This is a genomic window from Phycisphaeraceae bacterium (assembly GCA_020639155.1).
Lineage (GTDB): Bacteria > Planctomycetota > Phycisphaerae > Phycisphaerales > UBA1924 > JACKHF01.
Genome location: JACKHF010000001.1, coordinates 324,640 through 341,730, shown reverse-complemented (window position 1 = coordinate 341,730; position 17,091 = coordinate 324,640). Strand labels below are relative to the sequence as shown.

17 protein-coding genes are annotated in these 17,091 nt (G+C 54.8%); 12 read left to right on the top strand and 5 right to left on the bottom strand.

Annotated elements, in window-relative coordinates:
* Positions 1-62 precede the first annotated feature (62 nt).
* The 7 genes from H6815_01520 (at position 63) to H6815_01490 (ending at position 4,969) form a co-directional block, all read left to right on the top strand.
* The gene (locus H6815_01520) at positions 63-419 is read left to right on the top strand and encodes an STAS domain-containing protein (protein ID MCB9859106.1); all 357 of its coding nucleotides are present in this window, start codon (positions 63-65) and stop codon (positions 417-419) included.
* A gap of 87 nt (positions 420-506) precedes the next feature.
* Positions 507-965 (top strand): ATP-binding protein, encoded by a 459-nt coding sequence (locus tag H6815_01515; GenBank protein ID MCB9859105.1) that lies wholly within the window; start codon positions 507-509, stop codon positions 963-965.
* A gap of 217 nt (positions 966-1,182) precedes the next feature.
* On the top strand, positions 1,183-2,445 hold the full coding sequence (locus tag H6815_01510) for an IscS subfamily cysteine desulfurase (GenBank protein ID MCB9859104.1): 1,263 nt from the start codon (positions 1,183-1,185) through the stop codon (positions 2,443-2,445).
* A 59-nt stretch (positions 2,446-2,504) separates the two neighbouring features.
* Positions 2,505-2,930 (top strand): Fe-S cluster assembly scaffold IscU, encoded by a 426-nt coding sequence (gene iscU / locus H6815_01505; GenBank protein MCB9859103.1) that lies wholly within the window; start codon positions 2,505-2,507, stop codon positions 2,928-2,930.
* Between the two features lie 83 nt (positions 2,931-3,013).
* Positions 3,014-3,379, top strand: a complete 366-nt coding sequence (locus H6815_01500; protein MCB9859102.1) for an iron-sulfur cluster assembly accessory protein — start codon at positions 3,014-3,016, stop codon at positions 3,377-3,379.
* Positions 3,380-3,733: 354 nt separating this feature from the next.
* A complete protein-coding gene (locus tag H6815_01495) occupies positions 3,734-4,213 on the top strand; it encodes an acetolactate synthase (GenBank protein ID MCB9859101.1) in 480 nt (159 codons plus the stop codon).
* Between the two features lie 30 nt (positions 4,214-4,243).
* Positions 4,244-4,969: an SOS response-associated peptidase gene (locus H6815_01490; GenBank protein ID MCB9859100.1), complete on the top strand. Its 726-nt coding sequence runs from the start codon at positions 4,244-4,246 to the stop codon at positions 4,967-4,969.
* Positions 4,970-5,040: 71 nt separating this feature from the next.
* Here H6815_01490 and H6815_01485 read toward each other — a convergent pair whose 3' ends face one another.
* Positions 5,041-7,371 carry a S41 family peptidase gene (locus H6815_01485; GenBank protein ID MCB9859099.1) on the bottom strand — a complete coding sequence of 777 codons (2,331 nt, stop codon included), beginning with the start codon at positions 7,369-7,371 and terminating at the stop codon, positions 5,041-5,043.
* 350 nt (positions 7,372-7,721) lie between these two features.
* Positions 7,722-9,614: a hypothetical protein gene (locus tag H6815_01480; protein MCB9859098.1), complete on the bottom strand. Its 1,893-nt coding sequence runs from the start codon at positions 9,612-9,614 to the stop codon at positions 7,722-7,724.
* A gap of 95 nt (positions 9,615-9,709) precedes the next feature.
* On the opposite strand from H6815_01480, the gene H6815_01475 reads away from it, so the two are divergent.
* Together H6815_01475 and H6815_01470 are read left to right on the top strand one after the other, a co-directional pair.
* Complete coding sequence (locus tag H6815_01475) at positions 9,710-10,201, top strand: LURP-one-related family protein (GenBank protein MCB9859097.1); 492 nt, start codon at positions 9,710-9,712, stop codon at positions 10,199-10,201.
* A gap of 58 nt (positions 10,202-10,259) precedes the next feature.
* Positions 10,260-10,616, top strand: a complete 357-nt coding sequence (locus H6815_01470) for a hypothetical protein (GenBank protein MCB9859096.1) — start codon at positions 10,260-10,262, stop codon at positions 10,614-10,616.
* Between the two features lie 81 nt (positions 10,617-10,697).
* Here H6815_01470 and H6815_01465 read toward each other — a convergent pair whose 3' ends face one another.
* Positions 10,698-10,916: an antitoxin gene (locus tag H6815_01465; protein MCB9859095.1), complete on the bottom strand. Its 219-nt coding sequence runs from the start codon at positions 10,914-10,916 to the stop codon at positions 10,698-10,700.
* A 38-nt stretch (positions 10,917-10,954) separates the two neighbouring features.
* Positions 10,955-12,244: an NADH-quinone oxidoreductase subunit D gene (locus tag H6815_01460; protein MCB9859094.1), complete on the bottom strand. Its 1,290-nt coding sequence runs from the start codon at positions 12,242-12,244 to the stop codon at positions 10,955-10,957.
* Between the two features lie 119 nt (positions 12,245-12,363).
* On the opposite strand from H6815_01460, the gene H6815_01455 reads away from it, so the two are divergent.
* Together H6815_01455 and H6815_01450 are read left to right on the top strand one after the other, a co-directional pair.
* Positions 12,364-13,164, top strand: coding sequence for a hypothetical protein (locus tag H6815_01455; GenBank protein MCB9859093.1), 801 nt, complete (start codon positions 12,364-12,366; stop codon positions 13,162-13,164).
* A 210-nt stretch (positions 13,165-13,374) separates the two neighbouring features.
* The gene (locus tag H6815_01450; protein ID MCB9859092.1) at positions 13,375-14,076 is read left to right on the top strand and encodes a hypothetical protein; all 702 of its coding nucleotides are present in this window, start codon (positions 13,375-13,377) and stop codon (positions 14,074-14,076) included.
* Between the two features lie 164 nt (positions 14,077-14,240).
* Here the strand turns inward: H6815_01450 and H6815_01445 are convergent, their stop codons facing one another.
* The gene (locus H6815_01445; protein MCB9859091.1) at positions 14,241-15,137 is read right to left on the bottom strand and encodes an OmpA family protein; all 897 of its coding nucleotides are present in this window, start codon (positions 15,135-15,137) and stop codon (positions 14,241-14,243) included.
* A 637-nt stretch (positions 15,138-15,774) separates the two neighbouring features.
* Between H6815_01445 and H6815_01440 the strand changes: the two genes are divergently transcribed.
* A complete protein-coding gene (locus H6815_01440; protein ID MCB9859090.1) occupies positions 15,775-17,025 on the top strand; it encodes an amidohydrolase family protein in 1,251 nt (416 codons plus the stop codon).
* Positions 17,026-17,091 lie beyond the last annotated feature (66 nt).

Here is a 17,091-nt window from a genome sequence, read left to right as displayed (position 1 = left end):
TTTTTCAGCATTTGTCTGTCGATCGTCCTACACTTTTCGGCTTACGTCTTCGGAGGAATGCAATGGCGTCAGAAGAGTCACGGCTGCGGATCTCACACGCGAACGATGTGACGGAAGTCTCGTTCGTTGATCGGAACATCCTTGATGAGGCCAACATCCAATCGATACGAGATCAGATCTCGTCGATCGTTGCCAGTCAGGAGAGACCGAAGCTACTTATCAACTTCCAGAATGTAGATCATCTCTCGTCTGCGGCACTCGGTGCCTTGATCCGTATTCGCTCGGAGATTCTGGAGAAGGAAGGCGAACTGCGTCTTGCAGAAATCGATTCGCAGATCTACGACGTCTTTGTCATTACCCAGCTTCACACACTGTTCCAGATTCACCAGTCAGCGGATGAAGCGAGGGCGAGTTTCTAACGCTGCGTTGATTGCTAAACGCGACCACGTGTTTCGCGTCTGCAACACGCGCCGATCAGCTTGGATTTGGAGGTTTTGCACAGTCGTATGGCGGAAACACCCGGCCAAGACAGCAGATTTGAGAGGCACGGTGAGTGTATCACGCTGCTTCTGGAAAACGATCGTGCGCAGATAGATGCTGCTCGCGAGCAGCTCGTGGAAGATATTTCTCGCGCTGGGTTTGATGACTCAAGCACATTTGCCATCAGGCTCGCGTTTGAGGAAACAGTGTCAAATGCCTTCCGTCATGGGCACAAGCAACTCGATCCATCGGTGCCGGTTCGTGTTGAGTATCAAGTTATACCCGGACGTGTTGTGCTGACCGTTGAAGATCAGGGACCGGGATTCGATCCTGCAAATGTATCAGACCCAACCGCGCCCGAAAACGTGGAACTCCCCGGCGGGCGCGGGCTGCTGCTCATTCGGGCATACATGGCCGAGGTCGAGTATAACGATACGGGAAATCGCGTTACCATGGTCTACACAGGCAAACCTGCCACCTCTTGAGCGGGTTTCTTGCCGATTGCGGCGAGAATCAGTCGCAATTGACCAACTCTGGACCAACAATATCCTGAATAGGCAGCAACCCAATTCGTTGTTACTTTGTTCGGTGTGACGGATTGAGATGGTGTCGCATCAAACCGAATGGGAAGGCTTCCGAGCGAGAGCCCACTGAGAACCAACGTCCCGCACGGATGATCGTGCGGGTGAGTGAGATTTGTTCATGAGCGCAGACACATCAAGGCATATCTATCTCGACCACGCAGCAACCACGCCGTGCGATCCGCGCGTGGTGGAGGCCATGCTCCCGTACTTCACGGACAAGTTCGGCAACTCCGGCTCGCGCAATCACGCATTCGGCTGGGAGGCTGAGGACGCGATCGAGCATGCGCGCAAGCAGGTCGCGACAGTCATCGGCGCCGATCCAAAGGAAGTGATCTTCACATCGGGATCGACCGAGTCGAACAACATCGCGATCAAGGGTGCTGCGTACATGTACGCCAAAGCGCCCGCGGGCAGCGACAAGCGCGGACAGATTATCACAGCGATGCACGAGCACAAGGCTGTGCTTGATCCGTGCAAGCGTCTGCAGCGTGAAGGGTTTGATGTCACCTATATCGAGCCGGGCGAAGATGGACTCATCACTGCGGAACTCGTCAAGAACGCAATGCGCGACGACACGATCCTTGTCTCGATCATGTGGGCGAACAACGAGATCGGTACGATCAACGAGATCCCGCAGATCGGTGCGCTGTGCAAGGAGAGGGGCGTGCTCCTTCACACCGACGCGACGCAGTGGGTCGGAAAGATGCCCACGAATGTCGAGAAGGATAACGTCGATCTGCTCTCACTCAGCGGGCACAAGATCTACGGCCCGAAGGGTGTTGGTGCGCTGTATGTTCGCAGACGCAAGCCGCGCGTGCGATTGCAGGCGTTGGTCGATGGTGGCGGTCAGGAACGCAACTTCCGTTCGGGCACACTAAACACGACGGGCATTGTCGGTCTGGGCAAGGCTTGTGAGATCGCCGCAGCGGAGATGGATGTCGAACGTGAGCGGTTGTTCAAACTCCGCCAGAAAATCGAGAACGAGCTCACATCGAAGCTCGATGTCGTGAAGGTCAACGGCCATCCTGACAAGCGTCTTGCGAACATCACAAACATCTCGTTCGGATTTGTCGAGGGTGAGGGACTGATGATGGCGCTCGCCCGCTCGGTTGCGAAGCATCCGCTGGCGGTTTCCAGTGGGTCGGCGTGCACCAGCGCATCACTCGAGCCCAGCTACGTCCTCAAGGCTCTGGGCGTGGGGGATGAACTGGCACACTCTTCGCTGCGTATAAGCCTTGGCAGATGGAACACGGAAGAAGAAGTCGATTATGCGATTGCTGAGATCGTTGATGCGGTCTCCCGCCTGCGTGAGTTGTCGCCGCTGTACGACATGCACCAGGAAGGGATCGATATATCGAAGATCGAGTGGCAAGCGCACTAGGAATGATTTCGAAGAATGGACATCATGCACGAGAGTGCAGCATTGAATCGAGGTAGATGATGGCGTATGGACCAAAGGTAATCGACCACTACGAGAATCCGCGCAACGTCGGCACGTTCGGCACGCAGAAGGAGATCGCAGAGCGCAAGGACATTGGCGTCGGGCTGGTCGGCGCGCCCGAGTGCGGCGATGTGATGCAGCTTCAAATCAAGGTCAACGACGAGACCGGCAAGATCGAGGATGCGAAGTTCAAGTGCTTCGGGTGTGGCTCGGCGATCGCATCAAGCTCACTCGCGACGGAATGGCTCAAGGGCAAGACTGTTGACGAGGGGCTTGAGATCAAGAACACGCAGATCGTGCAGGAGCTCAGCCTCCCGCCGGTGAAGATCCACTGCTCTGTACTTGCAGAGGATGCGATCAGGAAGGCAATTGCTGATTACAAGAACAAGCAAGGCGCAGAGAAAGCTGCGGCTGCGAACGCCTGATTGGACTGACAGATTGTGCCGATAGAATGCGAGTATTCGCACCATGCCGGTGGCTTGCCGGATGAACTGGATGGAGATGCATCATGAGTACCACCAACGCACCCGAAACCGCTGCTGCTCCCGTTGTCCTGACAAAGGCAGCGGTTGAAGCTATCCACAAGATTGTCAAGGACGAGGGTCTGGACCTTGCCAAAGTTCGTCTGCGCGTCGGCGTCAAGGGTGGGGGATGCTCAGGGTTCAGCTACATCCTCGATCTGACCGAGCATCAGCGCGATACCGACGAGGCGTTCGATATCGATGGCATCACCGTGATCTGCGATCCAAAGAGCCTGCTGTACCTGAACGGGACCCGGGTTGACTACAAGGATGAGCTGATGGCCAAGGGGTTCGTCTTTGAAAACCCGAACGCCACCAGCACCTGCGGATGCGGATCAAGCTTTTCCGCCTGAGCGCTGAAATCGTGTGGAAACTCTGTCAGATTGGGCATTTGTGCGTCCGATCACCACACCAACATCGGGGTGAAATCAACGCTGACAGCGATGTCGGCGTTTTTTTATTGACCCGACCCGTCATTTTCGGTTACCATGATGGCTTGGAGCAGCCAGCCGGACCGCCCTTGCGAATGCGTGAGGACTGTCGAGCGGCCGGGGTTGGCGCAGCGGATCAGCCGCTGTTCCGCGATGTGGAAAGCAGATCGCTGGAACGCTCTGGTGGAAGTCATGGATGTGCAGCACGTCGGGCCAGCGAGTATTCGAGGCGGGTCGTCGCGTGGCGCACGGTCATGACGGGTTGGAGGATCGACGATGGCTGAAGCAGCAGTTCCGCTCGAAACAGGACGCGACTTTGCGCCACCCACTGTGACGCAGTTCAGCGTGTTTCTCGCGAATCGTGTGGGCAGACTGTTCGATCTGGTCGAAGCCTTCGAGCATAAGGGATCTGACATCTGCGCGCTCAGTGTGCATGAGGCATCGGATCACGCTGTTGTCCGTCTGGTGACGAACAACGCGGATATTGCACGTCGAATTCTGAAGGATCTCCAGCTCCCGTACTCCGATCGTGACGTATTGGTTGTCGAGATGACACACAACAACACCCTGTCGAGCTTGTGTCTTTCACTTCTTGCTGCTGAGTTGAACATCCACTTTGCGTACCCGCTGATGCGCCGACCCAACGGTACTCCGACGATCGCGCTTGCCGTGGATGACATCACACTGGCGGGCCAGATCCTTCGCCGAAAGATGTTCCGACTCCTCGGCGAAGCAGACCTGCCGAAGACACGGTGATCGTGTAGCAGGCTGAATGATCTACAGTTCATGATGTGCGGCAGGATTATCCACAAGTTCACGTGGCAGGAGATACAGAACCATCTCGATGAATACAGGATACGTATCCGCGAGGATCTTCTCTTGTCTGGTGGGCCTGCATCGAATGAGGATGCCGCACCCAAATCGCGTGTTCCTGTCCTGTACGCTGTACGCGACGCGCTCAAGCCCGGCGAGCAACTTGTGCTTGATGGCATGATGATGCTGTGGTCGCTCGTGCCACACTGGGCAGAGTCATCGCAGGTCAGGTTTTCAACGTTCAATGCACGAAGTGAGAATGCAGCAACGAAGCCCGCGTTTCGCGAGGCGTTCCGATCCCGCCGATGTGTGCTTCCGGTGACCGGGTTTTACGAATGGCGTACCAATGAGGATGGTTCAAAGCAACGGTTCCTGATCACACGCGCAGACGGTACACCCATGTACATTGCTGGATTGTGGGATCGCTGGGTGTCGAATGACGGACGCGAGGAGTTGTTCAGTTGCACCGTATTAACAACCGAGCCCAACGCAGAGATGCGTTCAGTTCACAATCGGATGCCGTGCATTCTTGAGCCGGAAGATATCAAGGCGTGGATCAATCCAGCACTGAATGAAGTAGAGTCGATCCAGCGATTCCTCAAACCCGCTGCCGATGGATTGCTGATGCTGCAACGGCACAATGCACCATCCCAAAGAAGAAAGCCGCCAGATCAGGCCGGGCTTTTTGAGTTTCTGTGAGTCCCTTCGTGCAGAATGAAAAACCCCGGCATGTGCCGGGGCTGTATTAACAGAGCAATGTGTCTTAGAGATTACCGCTGTGAGCCACCGATTTGTGCATGGCGCGGCTCACCCTTGGTCAGCTTCGCTTTCAGAAGCACGACAGCTGTGTGCAACTGCAGGTCGGTGCCTTTGTCGATCAGATCGTCCGGGTTTGGTGTCTCATCATTGACAATCGGCAGACCGTTCTCATCAAGCGTGACCACGTCCGCTGCCTGACGAAGCAGGATCGCTTCTGTTACCTGGTTCGGCAGCATCTCGACCTCAATGTCAGGCTCGACACCATGATTCTCAGAGCCGGGATGCTTATGGATCAGACGACCGCCCGGCAGCTTGTAATACTGTGTTGTCAGTTTCAACGCTGCGGGTGGTGATGAACGCAGGTACCACACGTTCTGCACCGAGCCCTTTCCGAATGAGCGTGAACCGAGAATCACAGCGGGTATCGCACCGGCGTGCGCGTAGTCCTGCAGATTGCCGGAAACGATCTCGCTTGCCGATGCCGATCCTTCGTTGATCAGCACAACAACCGGAATGCCAGCGAGTGAATCGCGATGACCCTGGACAACTTCCGGACGCATCTGTGGCAGATTGCGTTTGTTCTCTGTAGAGACCACGACAGCGCCGTTAATCGCTTCATTTGCTTCTTTGCGATCAATGAACCTGCTGACAACACTGACCGCTTCATCAAGCAGACCGCCGGGGTTGAACCGCAGGTCGAACACCAGACCCTGCAGCCCCTCGGCCTTCATCTGCGCGATGGCGCGATCGAGTTCGATCGATGTCTCCTCATGGAACTGGGTCATGCGGATGTATCCGATCTTCGAATCATCATCCACAAACCAGTTCCAGTTATCTTCGTTGGCGTCGAGGCGCTTCCACCCCTTGATCGAGCGGAGCTTGATGACCTCGCGACGAATGTTGTACTCGTGCTCGACAAGCTCGCCCTCGTCGTTTTCACGATCGATACTGACGACAACATTCGTTCCCTCAGGGCCTGTGATGTTGTCGACAGCCTGATCGAGCGTAAACCCAACAGCGGATTCACCATTGACCCTCTTGATGACATCGCCAGAGCGAACGCCGGCACGCTGCGCCGGTGTGCCTTCGAGTGGCGTCACGACCTCGATGTTGCCGAGTTCGTTCATCTGAATCTGCACGCCGATACCGATGAACTTGCCCGAGGTGTTGCGCTCAAAGCGTCGCACCTCGTCGGGCCAGATGATCGCGGAGTAGTCGTCGAGCGCAGACATCGCGCCATTGCCAAGCTCGTGCAGAAGCGCTTCCTTGGGGATGTTGATCGTCTCGCGGTTGATTTTCTGAAGATCATCGATGAGCGAGCTTGCCCGGGTCATGGTCAGGCCAAGCTGCGCACGACGAGAGCGAACCATGGAGAGGAACCGCTCACGCGCTGCCTCATCTTTCAGGCCTTCAAATGTGTCGGCGAGCTCAGGCGTTTCTGCAAATACCTCAAGTGCCCGCAGTCCATCACGAACCAGATCGAGCTCATCGCCGAGTTCGACGTGCAGCCGTGCCGCACGGCCGACAGCATCAATCACGATTTCGTCACTGATGCCGGAAAGTTTCTCGCGGAAATCTTCGCCGACGTTATTGAACGGCGGCAGTGGCTCTGCTTCGTCTTCGAGCATGCGGCGCTCGTTGCGCATCTCCCAGAGTTTGTTCGGGGCGTACAGACGGATCATTGCAAGCCGGCGACCGAGTTCATGCACCTTCTCGTCGTAGGTGGTGTTGCCGGGAATCAGGAGACTGAGCCTGTAATAAAGCTCGTTTGCCATCAGCCAGTCCGCGCGATCTTCTGCGGCAACTGCGGCTGCATCAGCTTCCTTGATAAGGTTGCGGATACTCTCGTCTGCATGGAACGCGGCCTTGTCCGCCGAGTACATCTCAATCTCGACCGCATCGCGCAGCGCGGTTGTCAGCACAAGATCGGTGTGCTCCTGCGCCATCGTTTCTTCGAACCGGGCGCGAACTTCGGACAAATGCTCCTTGCGCTGATTCTCTCGTTCTGCAAAGTTTGCACGCAGATGGGCGATGGAATCCTTCAGCGCCATTGCCTGCATGGAATCTGAATCCGGCATCTGATCGAGCAGAGCGAAGAACCGCTTTTCATCGCCTTGCGCAGCAGCCTGCCACACACTGCCCGACCACGAACTCAGGCCCATACCAGTATCGCGCTCAGCAATCGCAACGCCACCATCCTGTGCCAATGCTTGGTTTGGTGTGATGAAAGCCTGACCAGCCACGGTAAAGAGGCACAACGAAACAAATGAGAGTCGAGTGCCAGCCCTGCGTCCGAAGACGGAACGGCGTGCTGGTGTGCGACATGGTGTGGTATGCTGCATTATGTGCTCCATGAGCCTGATTGATGTCCCGCCCGCGGTCTCCATGATGTATGTCCTACACCATGTAGATGGGCCTGACGGGGTGAACAGGCGTGCTGCCCGATTTCATCCCGCGCAAACTGCGTGTGACACATCGGATGCGCAACCCCTGCGTTTGAGCCGTTACAGCCGGATCGTCACGATGCATCATACGGGAGCCAGCACAACCGGTTCGGCCGGGATGATCGTCATCCAAGAGTGCCGAAGCAGACCACAGGCACTGAGCGCATCGTTATAAATAGTCCAATAACTGTTCCGTTCTATCTCCGGCTGAAAGTTAGAACTTCATGAAGGTGCCCGTCAGCATCTACTCAATCCATACCCAGTCTTCGACGGACGGTGCCTGCTCTCTGCGTATCGCCGTTCCGCTCATGCTCACGCGCAAGGAGCACGCCGACACGATACCAGTTGCTCTGCGCTCTGAACTGCACAGCAAAGTCATCGGGCTTGCGTATGCGCTTCCAGACCTTTTCCAGCATTGGGGTCGCGTTCTCTTTCCGGCGTTGATTGCGTGAGAGCAGATTGAGCATCTGCTCGACAGCTGGAACTGTGTCAGGACTCTCGTTTGCAAACCGCATCGCAACGTCGTTGTATGCGTCCCACGCTTTGCTAGGATCTCCAGTCTTCTCCCACATGGATGCCTGTCTGAATCGCGCTGCCGAAGCAAGATCCGGTCGGCGGGAGAACCGATCAAATGCCCAGTCCCACATCCTTGATTGCTCATCCGCATCCGGGACCGCGCTGATCATGTCAGCAAGCACCTCAAACGAGAAATCTGCGTAGTCTTTTCCTGACAGCTTCAGTAGATCGTCGGCCCAGGATTTCATCTGACTCATGGTCAGCCTTCCCTGCTTTGCTTCACTCGCGAGCGCACGCCAGATCATCGCATCATGCGGACATGCTTCTGATGCAAGTCGCAGAAGTTCAAGTTGTCCATTGATATCGATGGTTCGAGGCTTCGTTGCCTGGCGAAGCCCGAGGATGGGTTCGAAGGTATCGGTGGGTGATGTTGTGTTCAGCCGAGCAGCAACATCGATGAGCGCTGCTGCGGTTCGACGTTCAAGCTGGGTGTGTTTGGCAAACTCGGCAATCAGCGCAACCTCACCATCACTGATCCACCTGCCTGAGACAGGGCACATCACCTCCCCACGGAGGTTTTCATATCCGTCGTATCGGCCGGAGTCAAAGTTCCATTCCGACTTCGAACCCCTGATGACAAACTCGCCAACCCACGCGTGCGCAACATCAACACCTCGACCGCGCACATATGCAGTAGGGATGCCGAATGCCTTGCCCACATGCGTTGCATAATGCGCCTGATCGGCGCAGACACCGCCATACTTCTGGATTGCTGGTAAATCGAACCTGCCCGAAGCGGTCAGTTTCTTCTCTGTGCCACGCTTGAAGTACGAGTCATCATATCGAATCTGGAAGTAGCAGCGATCAAGATTTGGCTTTCGATTCCGGTACTCCTCGAGCGCCCACTCAAGCTCTCTCACAGGCGCAGCTGAATCCACAACGTAGACGAGTACTTCGGCTGGCGTGCTTGCTGGGTCCAGTGCCATCGCCTGACGATGCTTCACGAAGTAGTCAAAGAGTTCTCGTGCAGAACTGCCCCGCGCGACATTCTCATTGATACTTCTTACAAACTGCTTTTCATGCACCGCTGCAACCGCAGCCGCAAGATTCGGGTATTCTGTTACATCCTTTGATCGTTCCTTCGCAAGACGGGCGAGTGTTTGATATGACGGTGCTCTGTCCTTGGTTTCCACGCGCAGGACGTACGCAAGAGACTCAAAGGCAAGCGGAGATTCCCGGTACGCCAGAAATAGTGAATGCGAATCGCGCGCCGCGTTGATATCGTGCATTACCCTTCGTGGAGCATCCGCCAATGCAATCTTCTCAAGCGATGACTCGTTGGCAGTGAGAGCGATTCGAATACACAGATCCGCAAGCTCCTGTTCGATGATGTCTGGTGTGCGTTCTGATCCGGTTGCGGTGAACACCTGATCGACAAGTTCCTCGATAGTGGGAGGCTTGGGCGCCTGTTCGCGTTGCTTGATTGCCTGGGCATTCAGGCCGGAGGTCCAAGTTATCAGAACCGTAAGTACCAACAGAGAAGCACGCAGTCTGAAACCAGATGCCAGGGACTGTCCTGATTGTGCTTCCTTTCCATGCATGGAGTGCCTGTCTTTCGAGTTCATCTGATACCAAAGCCAAGCCCAGTATACCGCAAGTGAAAGGTTGTGGCGGCACCTTCACGGTTCTCAGGTGAGAAACTGTTGGAATATAGTTTCACATGCGGTACGTAATGAAACAGAAACTCTTCGCGTGGGGCGATGATTTTCTTATCAAGGGAGAGCTTGGTCAGAGCTTGTACTTTGTTGATGGCAAGGTGTTCACATTCGGGGACAGGCTTTCATTTCAGGATATGGATGGCAATCAGCTTGCATTCATCTATCAAAAACTGCTCTCGATTGGTCCGACATATGAGATTTATCGTGAAGGACAACTCGCAGCTGTCGTAAGAAAGAAGCTGTTCACCTTGTTCAAGTGCGTTTTCACAATCGATGAGCCCGGGCCAAACGATCCCGTGGCGGAAGGGGATTTTCTGCACCAAGAGTATGTCATTTCGCGTCACGGCAAGACCATTGCCACAATCTCAAAGCGATGGTTTACTATGACCGATACGTATGGCGTGGAAATCGTTGATACCGAAGATCAGATTCTGTTGCTTGCCTGCACAGTTGTGATTGACATGGCATGCCACAACGCACGCAAGCACGCTTGAACTGCTGTTCGCACATGACAAACGAAACTTCGACGTGTCCAATGAATGGAGTATATATATGGCTGCAGTGATTCGATTGGCTCTGTTTCTGTGCTCAGTACTCGTGTTGACAGCATGCACCCGCATGCATGTTGAGCAGGGTGAGGTGACACTTGCTCATGGTGAATCTCACGAGTGGACTGTTGACGGATTGGATGTGAGATTCAGTGTTGAAAACGAAGGTGACGCGTGGCTTGCCGTGTATGCTGCTGAGCAATCTCATCGATTGGTTGCGCCAAAGAGATCGACCAGCATTCTTCTGAATCATGCTGTTTCAGCACAAACCATGACTGTCCGAGTTGAAAACACCGATGTGGCTCAATCTCTCCACGCAAAGTGGAAGTTCCGCGGACCGATTGGATGGAGCCTTCGCTAGCATGCATCGGGCGACTAAAAGAAAAACGCACCCGACAATGCCGTGTGCGTTTCTACTTGAAAAGCTATCAAGACCCAAGATTTACCAGTTGAACACTTTGTCGATACCCTTGTCAATCACGTTGTCGGTCTTCTGGTCAATCTTCTGATCAACCTTGCTCTCAGTTCGATTCGATGCACGCTCTGCTTTCTGTTCTGCTTTGTTCTCAGGTGATGATGAGCAGCCAGCTAGCATCACTGCACACAGACCAGTTACCGCCAGCACCAATGAAGTTGCACGATATGAAGTCAGACGATTCATGTATTCTCCTTGTTTTCAGATGCTTATTCTAAGTGTGCTTACCTGTCGAGTTCTGCAGCAACGATGTTGATCGAGCCAAGAATGGCCACCGTGTCCGCAAGCATGTGCCCTTCCAGCAGCTTCGATACCACCGAATAGTTGATAAACGATGGTGGGCGTACCTTCACACGCCACGGGCGAGGCGAGCCATCGGAAATCACATAGAACCCGAGTTCACCGTTTGCTGTTTCATTTGCGCCGTAGCACTCCGCAATCGGCGGCGTGAAACCACGATTGGACATGATCAGTTCGAAGTGCTGGATCAATCCCTCAATGGAACCGTACACATCGTTCTTGCTCGGCTTGACGATCTTTGAATCCGCGAACGCGTCCATCGGGCCGCCGGGGATGGAGTCAATCAGTTGATCGATGATCTTGATCGACTGTTTCATCTCCTCGACACGAACGAGGAATCGGCAATACACATCGCCATCCGTCGCAACGGGGACAGTAAACTTGACCGCTTCAGCACCGTCGCCGTTCCAGTTGTCCGCGTAGCACAGGTACGGGAAATCCTTGCGCAGATCGCGACGTACGCCGCTGGCGCGCGCCATGGGGCCGGACATCGAATGCGCGATCGCCTCGTCGTGCGTCAGCACACCGATGCCCTGCGTGCGATCCATGAAGATGCGGTTGCGGTTGAGCAGGTTCTCAAGATCCTTGATCGCGCCGGGGAGTGTCTCGTGGATGAACTTTTTGATCATCCTCTTGAAGACTTCCTCGTCGGGCAGATCCTTCATTGCGCCCCCAACGCGCGTCCAGTCCGGGTGATACCGCTGCCCGGAGATGTAATCGCAGATGTCGTAGATGTCCTCGCGGCAGTTGAATGCGTACAGAAATCCTGTAAACGCATTCAGGTCTAGACCCGCAGCACCAACACACAGCAGATGGTCCTGGATGCGTGCAAGCTCAGCCATGATCGTGCGCACCACCTTGCAGCGCGGTGTGATATCGATCGCGAACAGCTTTTCGATCGTGTGATGCCAGCAGATGTCGTTGGCGATCGGCGACAGATAGTTCATCCGCGAGCAGATCGTGACGTACTGGTTGTAATCAAGGTGCTCGCCGAGCTTTTCGAACCCGGAATGCAGATATCCGATGTGCGGCGTGCATCGCGCAACGCGTTCGCCATCCAGTTCCAGCACCAAGCGCAGCGTGGTGTGCGTTGCGGGATGCTGCGGACCGAAGTTCAGCACCCACCGGTCGCCCGTGTCGACATGGTCTGCGATGTAGTCGATTCGGTCAGCGTCGACATCCAGCCCCTGATCGGGACGCAAGGTGTACGGCATGGGTGGGGTCCTTCGACTGTGCGAAACCAACGAAAAAACGTGGTGCCATCATAGGGCCTCGACCCTGTTCTGCTCCCGAAATAAGGAAACTTCAGCCTCGGAACCTACCCTGTCGCACCATGTCACGAAAAACGCATCTGACGATCGCGTCCATCGCTCTTGTCATCTGTGCAGTCTCGGTCTGGCAGATGGTCTTGAAAGTACGCACATTTCAGAAGACAGCCCCAAGAGAGGTCTTCTCTGTCCAGAGAGTGGATCTTCGCCAGTTCGGATTCGCGGGCCGAGATGTCAGGATTGATGACATCACAATGCCCGGCGGCGAAGACGGTATTGCTGTCCATTATGGTGACGAGTCATTTGAACTTCGTGCGTCAATGACGCCCGGTCATCCAGACCTTCCCAAACTCGAGCGTCACAAAAACTGGCTCGCTGTCGTCAGATTCGCGCCAGCACTCGGCATCGACCTTGCCGATTTGGACAACGAGATTGAAGCTGGCAACATCACGGATCGGCTCGCGATTGTGACAAGAACTCAGCGTCTTGGATCTGATGAAGAAACATGGGGTGAGATCGACCGCAAAGCGTGGAAGTTCGATTTCTATGAGTTTTTGCCGGAAGGTGGGTTCGATCACACGTCCGGGCATCTCGCATCGAGCAGAAAAGCTGCCGATCCAGAACGGGGTGAGATCGATCGATTTAGCTGGCAGTATCCCGCAGCATACCAGATCATGCCAAACATCAGTTTCGTGCCATCGGTGGGGGGCAGGCCGCCCGCCGAACTGCCCGAGATCGTTCACGCACTCAGCTGGACCTCGCCTACAGCGTTTGTTTCGTGTTTGATCGCAGTTCTGTCGCTTGCACTTGGCTTGGGTCCCTCGCGAATAAGACAGCCTTCAAATCAAACAGTACAGAGCGTCTGAGTGTGGAAAACTAGGCTTCGTCCGAGAATCATTTTGACAATGGAATGATGCGATGACTTTGTAAGGGGTCCGTAAATTCTCCCCAAAATACGCAGTTTTCCTAGTCAATATCGGAGCCGATTCCGGTATACTTGTTACGAATCTGGCGACAAGACAAGACACCATGCCAGTGACATCCGGTTTTTTGTTCATTGTGAAGGAGAGAGAGCAATGAAGATCACACGCGCCGTTATCGGCGCGGCTGCTGCAGCAGCGTGCGTAAGCGCTGCACACGCTCAGCCGTATTCCCAACTCAAGTTTGACATCAATGGCATGGCGATTGGGTTTACAGATGGCCCAAATGGCACGGGTAATGCTGTGTCCACAATCAGTTCAGGCGGTGGCAACAACTTTACCGGTTCATGGGGCATGAACTTCGGTGCAGCTGCGTTTCTCGACAACAAAGTCAGAGGAAACAACCTGACAGGCGGAAACGGTCCCTTTGTTGTTGCTGGTTCCGCAACACTCGTCAGTGTTGACGGCTTCCTCAACTTCAACAATGGTGATCTGGTTGATGGCACGTTCAAGTTCGGCGTAACGAACAACGGTGCGGGCGTCGACTACGTGCAGGGATCGTTCTCTAATAGTGGTACAAGCTTCATCACCGGCGGTGGTGCAGGCCCGTGGAACGTTTCAGGCCTTGTTATCAACTCGGTCTTTGTCGACAATGACAACGATGCAAACTATGGGCTGGATGTTGACATCTCGCTCTTTGTGAACCAGGTCTTTGGCGGCTCATTTGCTGAGTTCTTCCTTGCTGACAACGGCTCCAATGGCGACTTTGACATGATCGTTGAAGTTCCAGCGCCAGGTTCAGCGGTCCTTGGTCTTGCAGCAGCAGGCTTGCTCGCCTCTCGCCGTCGTCGCAGCTGATACAAACTTCATACTGAGTTTGAGCAAAATCGATCAGATGCATCCCTTCATTGGGATGCATCTGTTTTCGTTTCTGAAGTTCGTGGTGTGTGCAAAGAAAACACGGACGCGTCTCTGAGTTGACGGGTCCGTGCGGTTTATACATCAAAATCGTAAACTCTGCTTTACTTTACAACCTCTTCAGGCACCTGTGTCACGGGACGGTTTGGTGTTGTTGTGATCGGAGCCATGTTGTTGGGAAGGTTGCTGCCATAGCCGATACCTGCAGTTGATTTGGTCAGGAAGATTTCAACGCGACGGTTCTGTGGTGTGTTTCCATTTGCGGCATTGGGCACGAGCGGGCGATACTCACCCCATCCACCAGCCATGATGCGCGTTGCAGGAACACCCGTGTTCACAAGCGAGTTTGCAACCGCGATTGCTCGATGGCACGCGAGATGGCGGTTCGTTGGATGATTCTTGGCAGACTTTGAGCTGATCGGTTGTGAGTCGGTGTGACCAACAACTTGCACGTCGTAGATTGATGCCTCTGTTTGGAGCACACGTGCAAAGGTCTGCAATGCTTCGAGCGCGCCGGGGTTGACAACGTCCGAACCTGAGTTGAACGTGAGATCGCTCGTGAACCGGATCATGCCGGTTTCCGAGTCATATGACAAAAGGTTTGGATAGCTCAACGCCAGATTGCGCAGAGCGCGATCTGTGCCGGGGTCCAGCATAGTGAGCGGCGTATCCACCAAGCGGCGATTGAGGTCATCAATGCGACCGCCCATGTTGGTGATCTGATCAGTCAGCTGTGTGTTCGCCTGCCGCAGATCTGAAATCGTCTGCTCCTGACGGATGAGTTCTGACTGTTGCACACCAGCGGCTGACTGATATTGCAGGTTCTCAGAACTGAGTTTCGTGATGCGTTCATTAAGTGCACGGTTCTCTTCGCGGATGTCGGCGTAAGCCTGCTCAGACGTACAGCCTGTCAATGCACCAAACCCGACAATCACTGCAGCAGCCCCAAAGACTGCACGGCGGACGGTTGAGCCGAAGCGAGACGTGTGATTCCTGCTCATGTTGCCAATCTCCCAGTCATATGTTCGATCGAGCGGGGTGTGTTCCCTTGCGTGCAGGTCCCACCCCGTGTCGGACCAGCGTGTATGAGTTGCCAGCAAATGCAAAGACCGTGCAAAGGTCGCATGCATACGCATGCCAGCCATGCCCTGTCTTCCCGGCACGCAAACCACGTAAAACGTCTGGTGTGCCTCGCGTGTCGAGTCGTGACTTTCCCCACAATAGGCTTGATCTCGGCCAATTCGCGAGAAGATGATCAAACTGTCAATACATCAAAGTCACATCAGCAGAATATCGGCATACAACCGACAGAATCACCAAAACACCCTGCATGTGCAACACGAGTGGATAACGTGGGGAAAAGAGTCGCCGGTCCCAAACTCCGCTGCACATGGATACCGTCATTTCGTTCGTACGAGTGTTCACCATTCAGGACATCATTGAACCAGGAGTAGAAATGGGAGTGGAATGACGCCGGAACACGCGCAACATCTTTTACAACAAGATGATACTTCATCTCTGAAGCTGTTCGTTGGGCGAGCTTGTGTGTCTCCTGATGGGGGGTTCTGGGCTCCAGCCGCTCTTCTGGCTCAGCGTGCAACTGATGAGCCGGCTGACTGGAGGATTCTTGCAGTTGGCATGCCAGATGAAGTCTGTGCCCATCCTGCTGCCATCCACGCTACTCGAGTGGAACTGCCGGACTCGGTGCTTCTTCCGGGTCTGGTCAACGCACACACCCATCTGGATCTCACCCACATTGGACCGCAACTGCACGATCCAGCAAAGGGGTTTGTGCCTTGGGTCGACATGATTCGTGCCAACCGTCTGACGGACGATGCCATGATTGAAGCGTCGGTCCAGCGCGGGATTGAACTGAGCCGTGCAGGCGGGACCGTCGCGATTGGCGATATTTCTGGAGCAATGCCGAAGCGAATCAGTATTGCACCGTACCGCCAGCTTTCAGCTTCAGGCATGCGCGGTGTGAGTTTTATCGAGTTCTTTGGGATTGGGACGTATGAAACCTCGTTTGCATCAATGTTTACGGAACACGTTGCCGAACTGCTTATTGGTGCTGGCCAACCCGTTGTGCAGGAGTTTGAACACGAACCGATCCCATCACCTACGTCGCGCGTCAAACTGGGACTCCAGCCGCACGCGCCAAACACGGTCGACATCAGACAGTACCAATGGACGATGGTGCGCGCGTGTTTACTCGGTTGGCCCGTTTCCACGCACCTTGCGGAATCAGTTGAGGAGCGGGAGTTTGTTGCGCGCGCAACCGGGCCGCAACGGGAACTGCTAGAGCGTTTCGGTATCTGGGATGAAGATATTGCTGGACGCATCGGGCACGGATTGTCGCCCGTGCAGCACCTTGCGCCGGTGCTGGAACTTGCGTCTCAAGCAAGCACACCGATGCTGCTTGCGCATGTGAACAACGCAAACGATGAGGATATTCAAATACTTGCTGATTCGAACGTCGCGGTGGCTTACTGTCCGCGCGCAAGCGACTACTTTGGTGCGCATCTGCACTTTGGACCACATCGATACAGAGACATGCTGAATGCAGGCATTCCTGTTGCGCTTGGCACAGATTCGATCGTGAACCTTCCGGATACTGCGAACGATGCAACGCGAGATGGGATGAGCATATTTGATGAGATGCGTTTGCTGCACTCGCGCGATAATGCAGATCCGCTGATGCTGCTCCAGATGGCAACAGTACACGGTGCTCGTGCGCTTGGGTTGGATCCCAGCCTGTTCATCATCCGAAATGAAGCGCAAGTGGCTGGCATCATCGCGGTAAGGGTTGAGCAATCCGCGACGATTCACGATGCAGGATCGTGTCTGGCTGTGGTGCTTGAGGGCATGCACCCGTGCAGGGTGTGCTGACGCTGCACGCTAACCATTTCTGAACGACCCGCCTTCTCGGACGAAAGCACAAGTCAAGCGCTGCTG

Coding starts and splice junctions, on each gene's coding strand:
- H6815_01520 (MCB9859106.1), top strand. CDS start 63: ATGGCGTCAGAAGAGTCACGGCTGCGGATCTCACACGCGAACGATGTG.
- H6815_01515 (MCB9859105.1), top strand. CDS start 507: ATGGCGGAAACACCCGGCCAAGACAGCAGATTTGAGAGGCACGGTGAG.
- H6815_01510 (MCB9859104.1), top strand. CDS start 1,183: ATGAGCGCAGACACATCAAGGCATATCTATCTCGACCACGCAGCAACC.
- iscU (MCB9859103.1), top strand. CDS start 2,505: ATGGCGTATGGACCAAAGGTAATCGACCACTACGAGAATCCGCGCAAC.
- H6815_01500 (MCB9859102.1), top strand. CDS start 3,014: ATGAGTACCACCAACGCACCCGAAACCGCTGCTGCTCCCGTTGTCCTG.
- H6815_01495 (MCB9859101.1), top strand. CDS start 3,734: ATGGCTGAAGCAGCAGTTCCGCTCGAAACAGGACGCGACTTTGCGCCA.
- H6815_01490 (MCB9859100.1), top strand. CDS start 4,244: ATGATGTGCGGCAGGATTATCCACAAGTTCACGTGGCAGGAGATACAG.
- H6815_01485 (MCB9859099.1), bottom strand. CDS start 7,371: ATGCAGCATACCACACCATGTCGCACACCAGCACGCCGTTCCGTCTTC.
- H6815_01480 (MCB9859098.1), bottom strand. CDS start 9,614: ATGAACTCGAAAGACAGGCACTCCATGCATGGAAAGGAAGCACAATCA.
- H6815_01475 (MCB9859097.1), top strand. CDS start 9,710: ATGCGGTACGTAATGAAACAGAAACTCTTCGCGTGGGGCGATGATTTT.
- H6815_01470 (MCB9859096.1), top strand. CDS start 10,260: ATGGCTGCAGTGATTCGATTGGCTCTGTTTCTGTGCTCAGTACTCGTG.
- H6815_01465 (MCB9859095.1), bottom strand. CDS start 10,916: ATGAATCGTCTGACTTCATATCGTGCAACTTCATTGGTGCTGGCGGTA.
- H6815_01460 (MCB9859094.1), bottom strand. CDS start 12,244: ATGCCGTACACCTTGCGTCCCGATCAGGGGCTGGATGTCGACGCTGAC.
- H6815_01455 (MCB9859093.1), top strand. CDS start 12,364: ATGTCACGAAAAACGCATCTGACGATCGCGTCCATCGCTCTTGTCATC.
- H6815_01450 (MCB9859092.1), top strand. CDS start 13,375: ATGAAGATCACACGCGCCGTTATCGGCGCGGCTGCTGCAGCAGCGTGC.
- H6815_01445 (MCB9859091.1), bottom strand. CDS start 15,137: ATGAGCAGGAATCACACGTCTCGCTTCGGCTCAACCGTCCGCCGTGCA.
- H6815_01440 (MCB9859090.1), top strand. CDS start 15,775: ATGCCAGATGAAGTCTGTGCCCATCCTGCTGCCATCCACGCTACTCGA.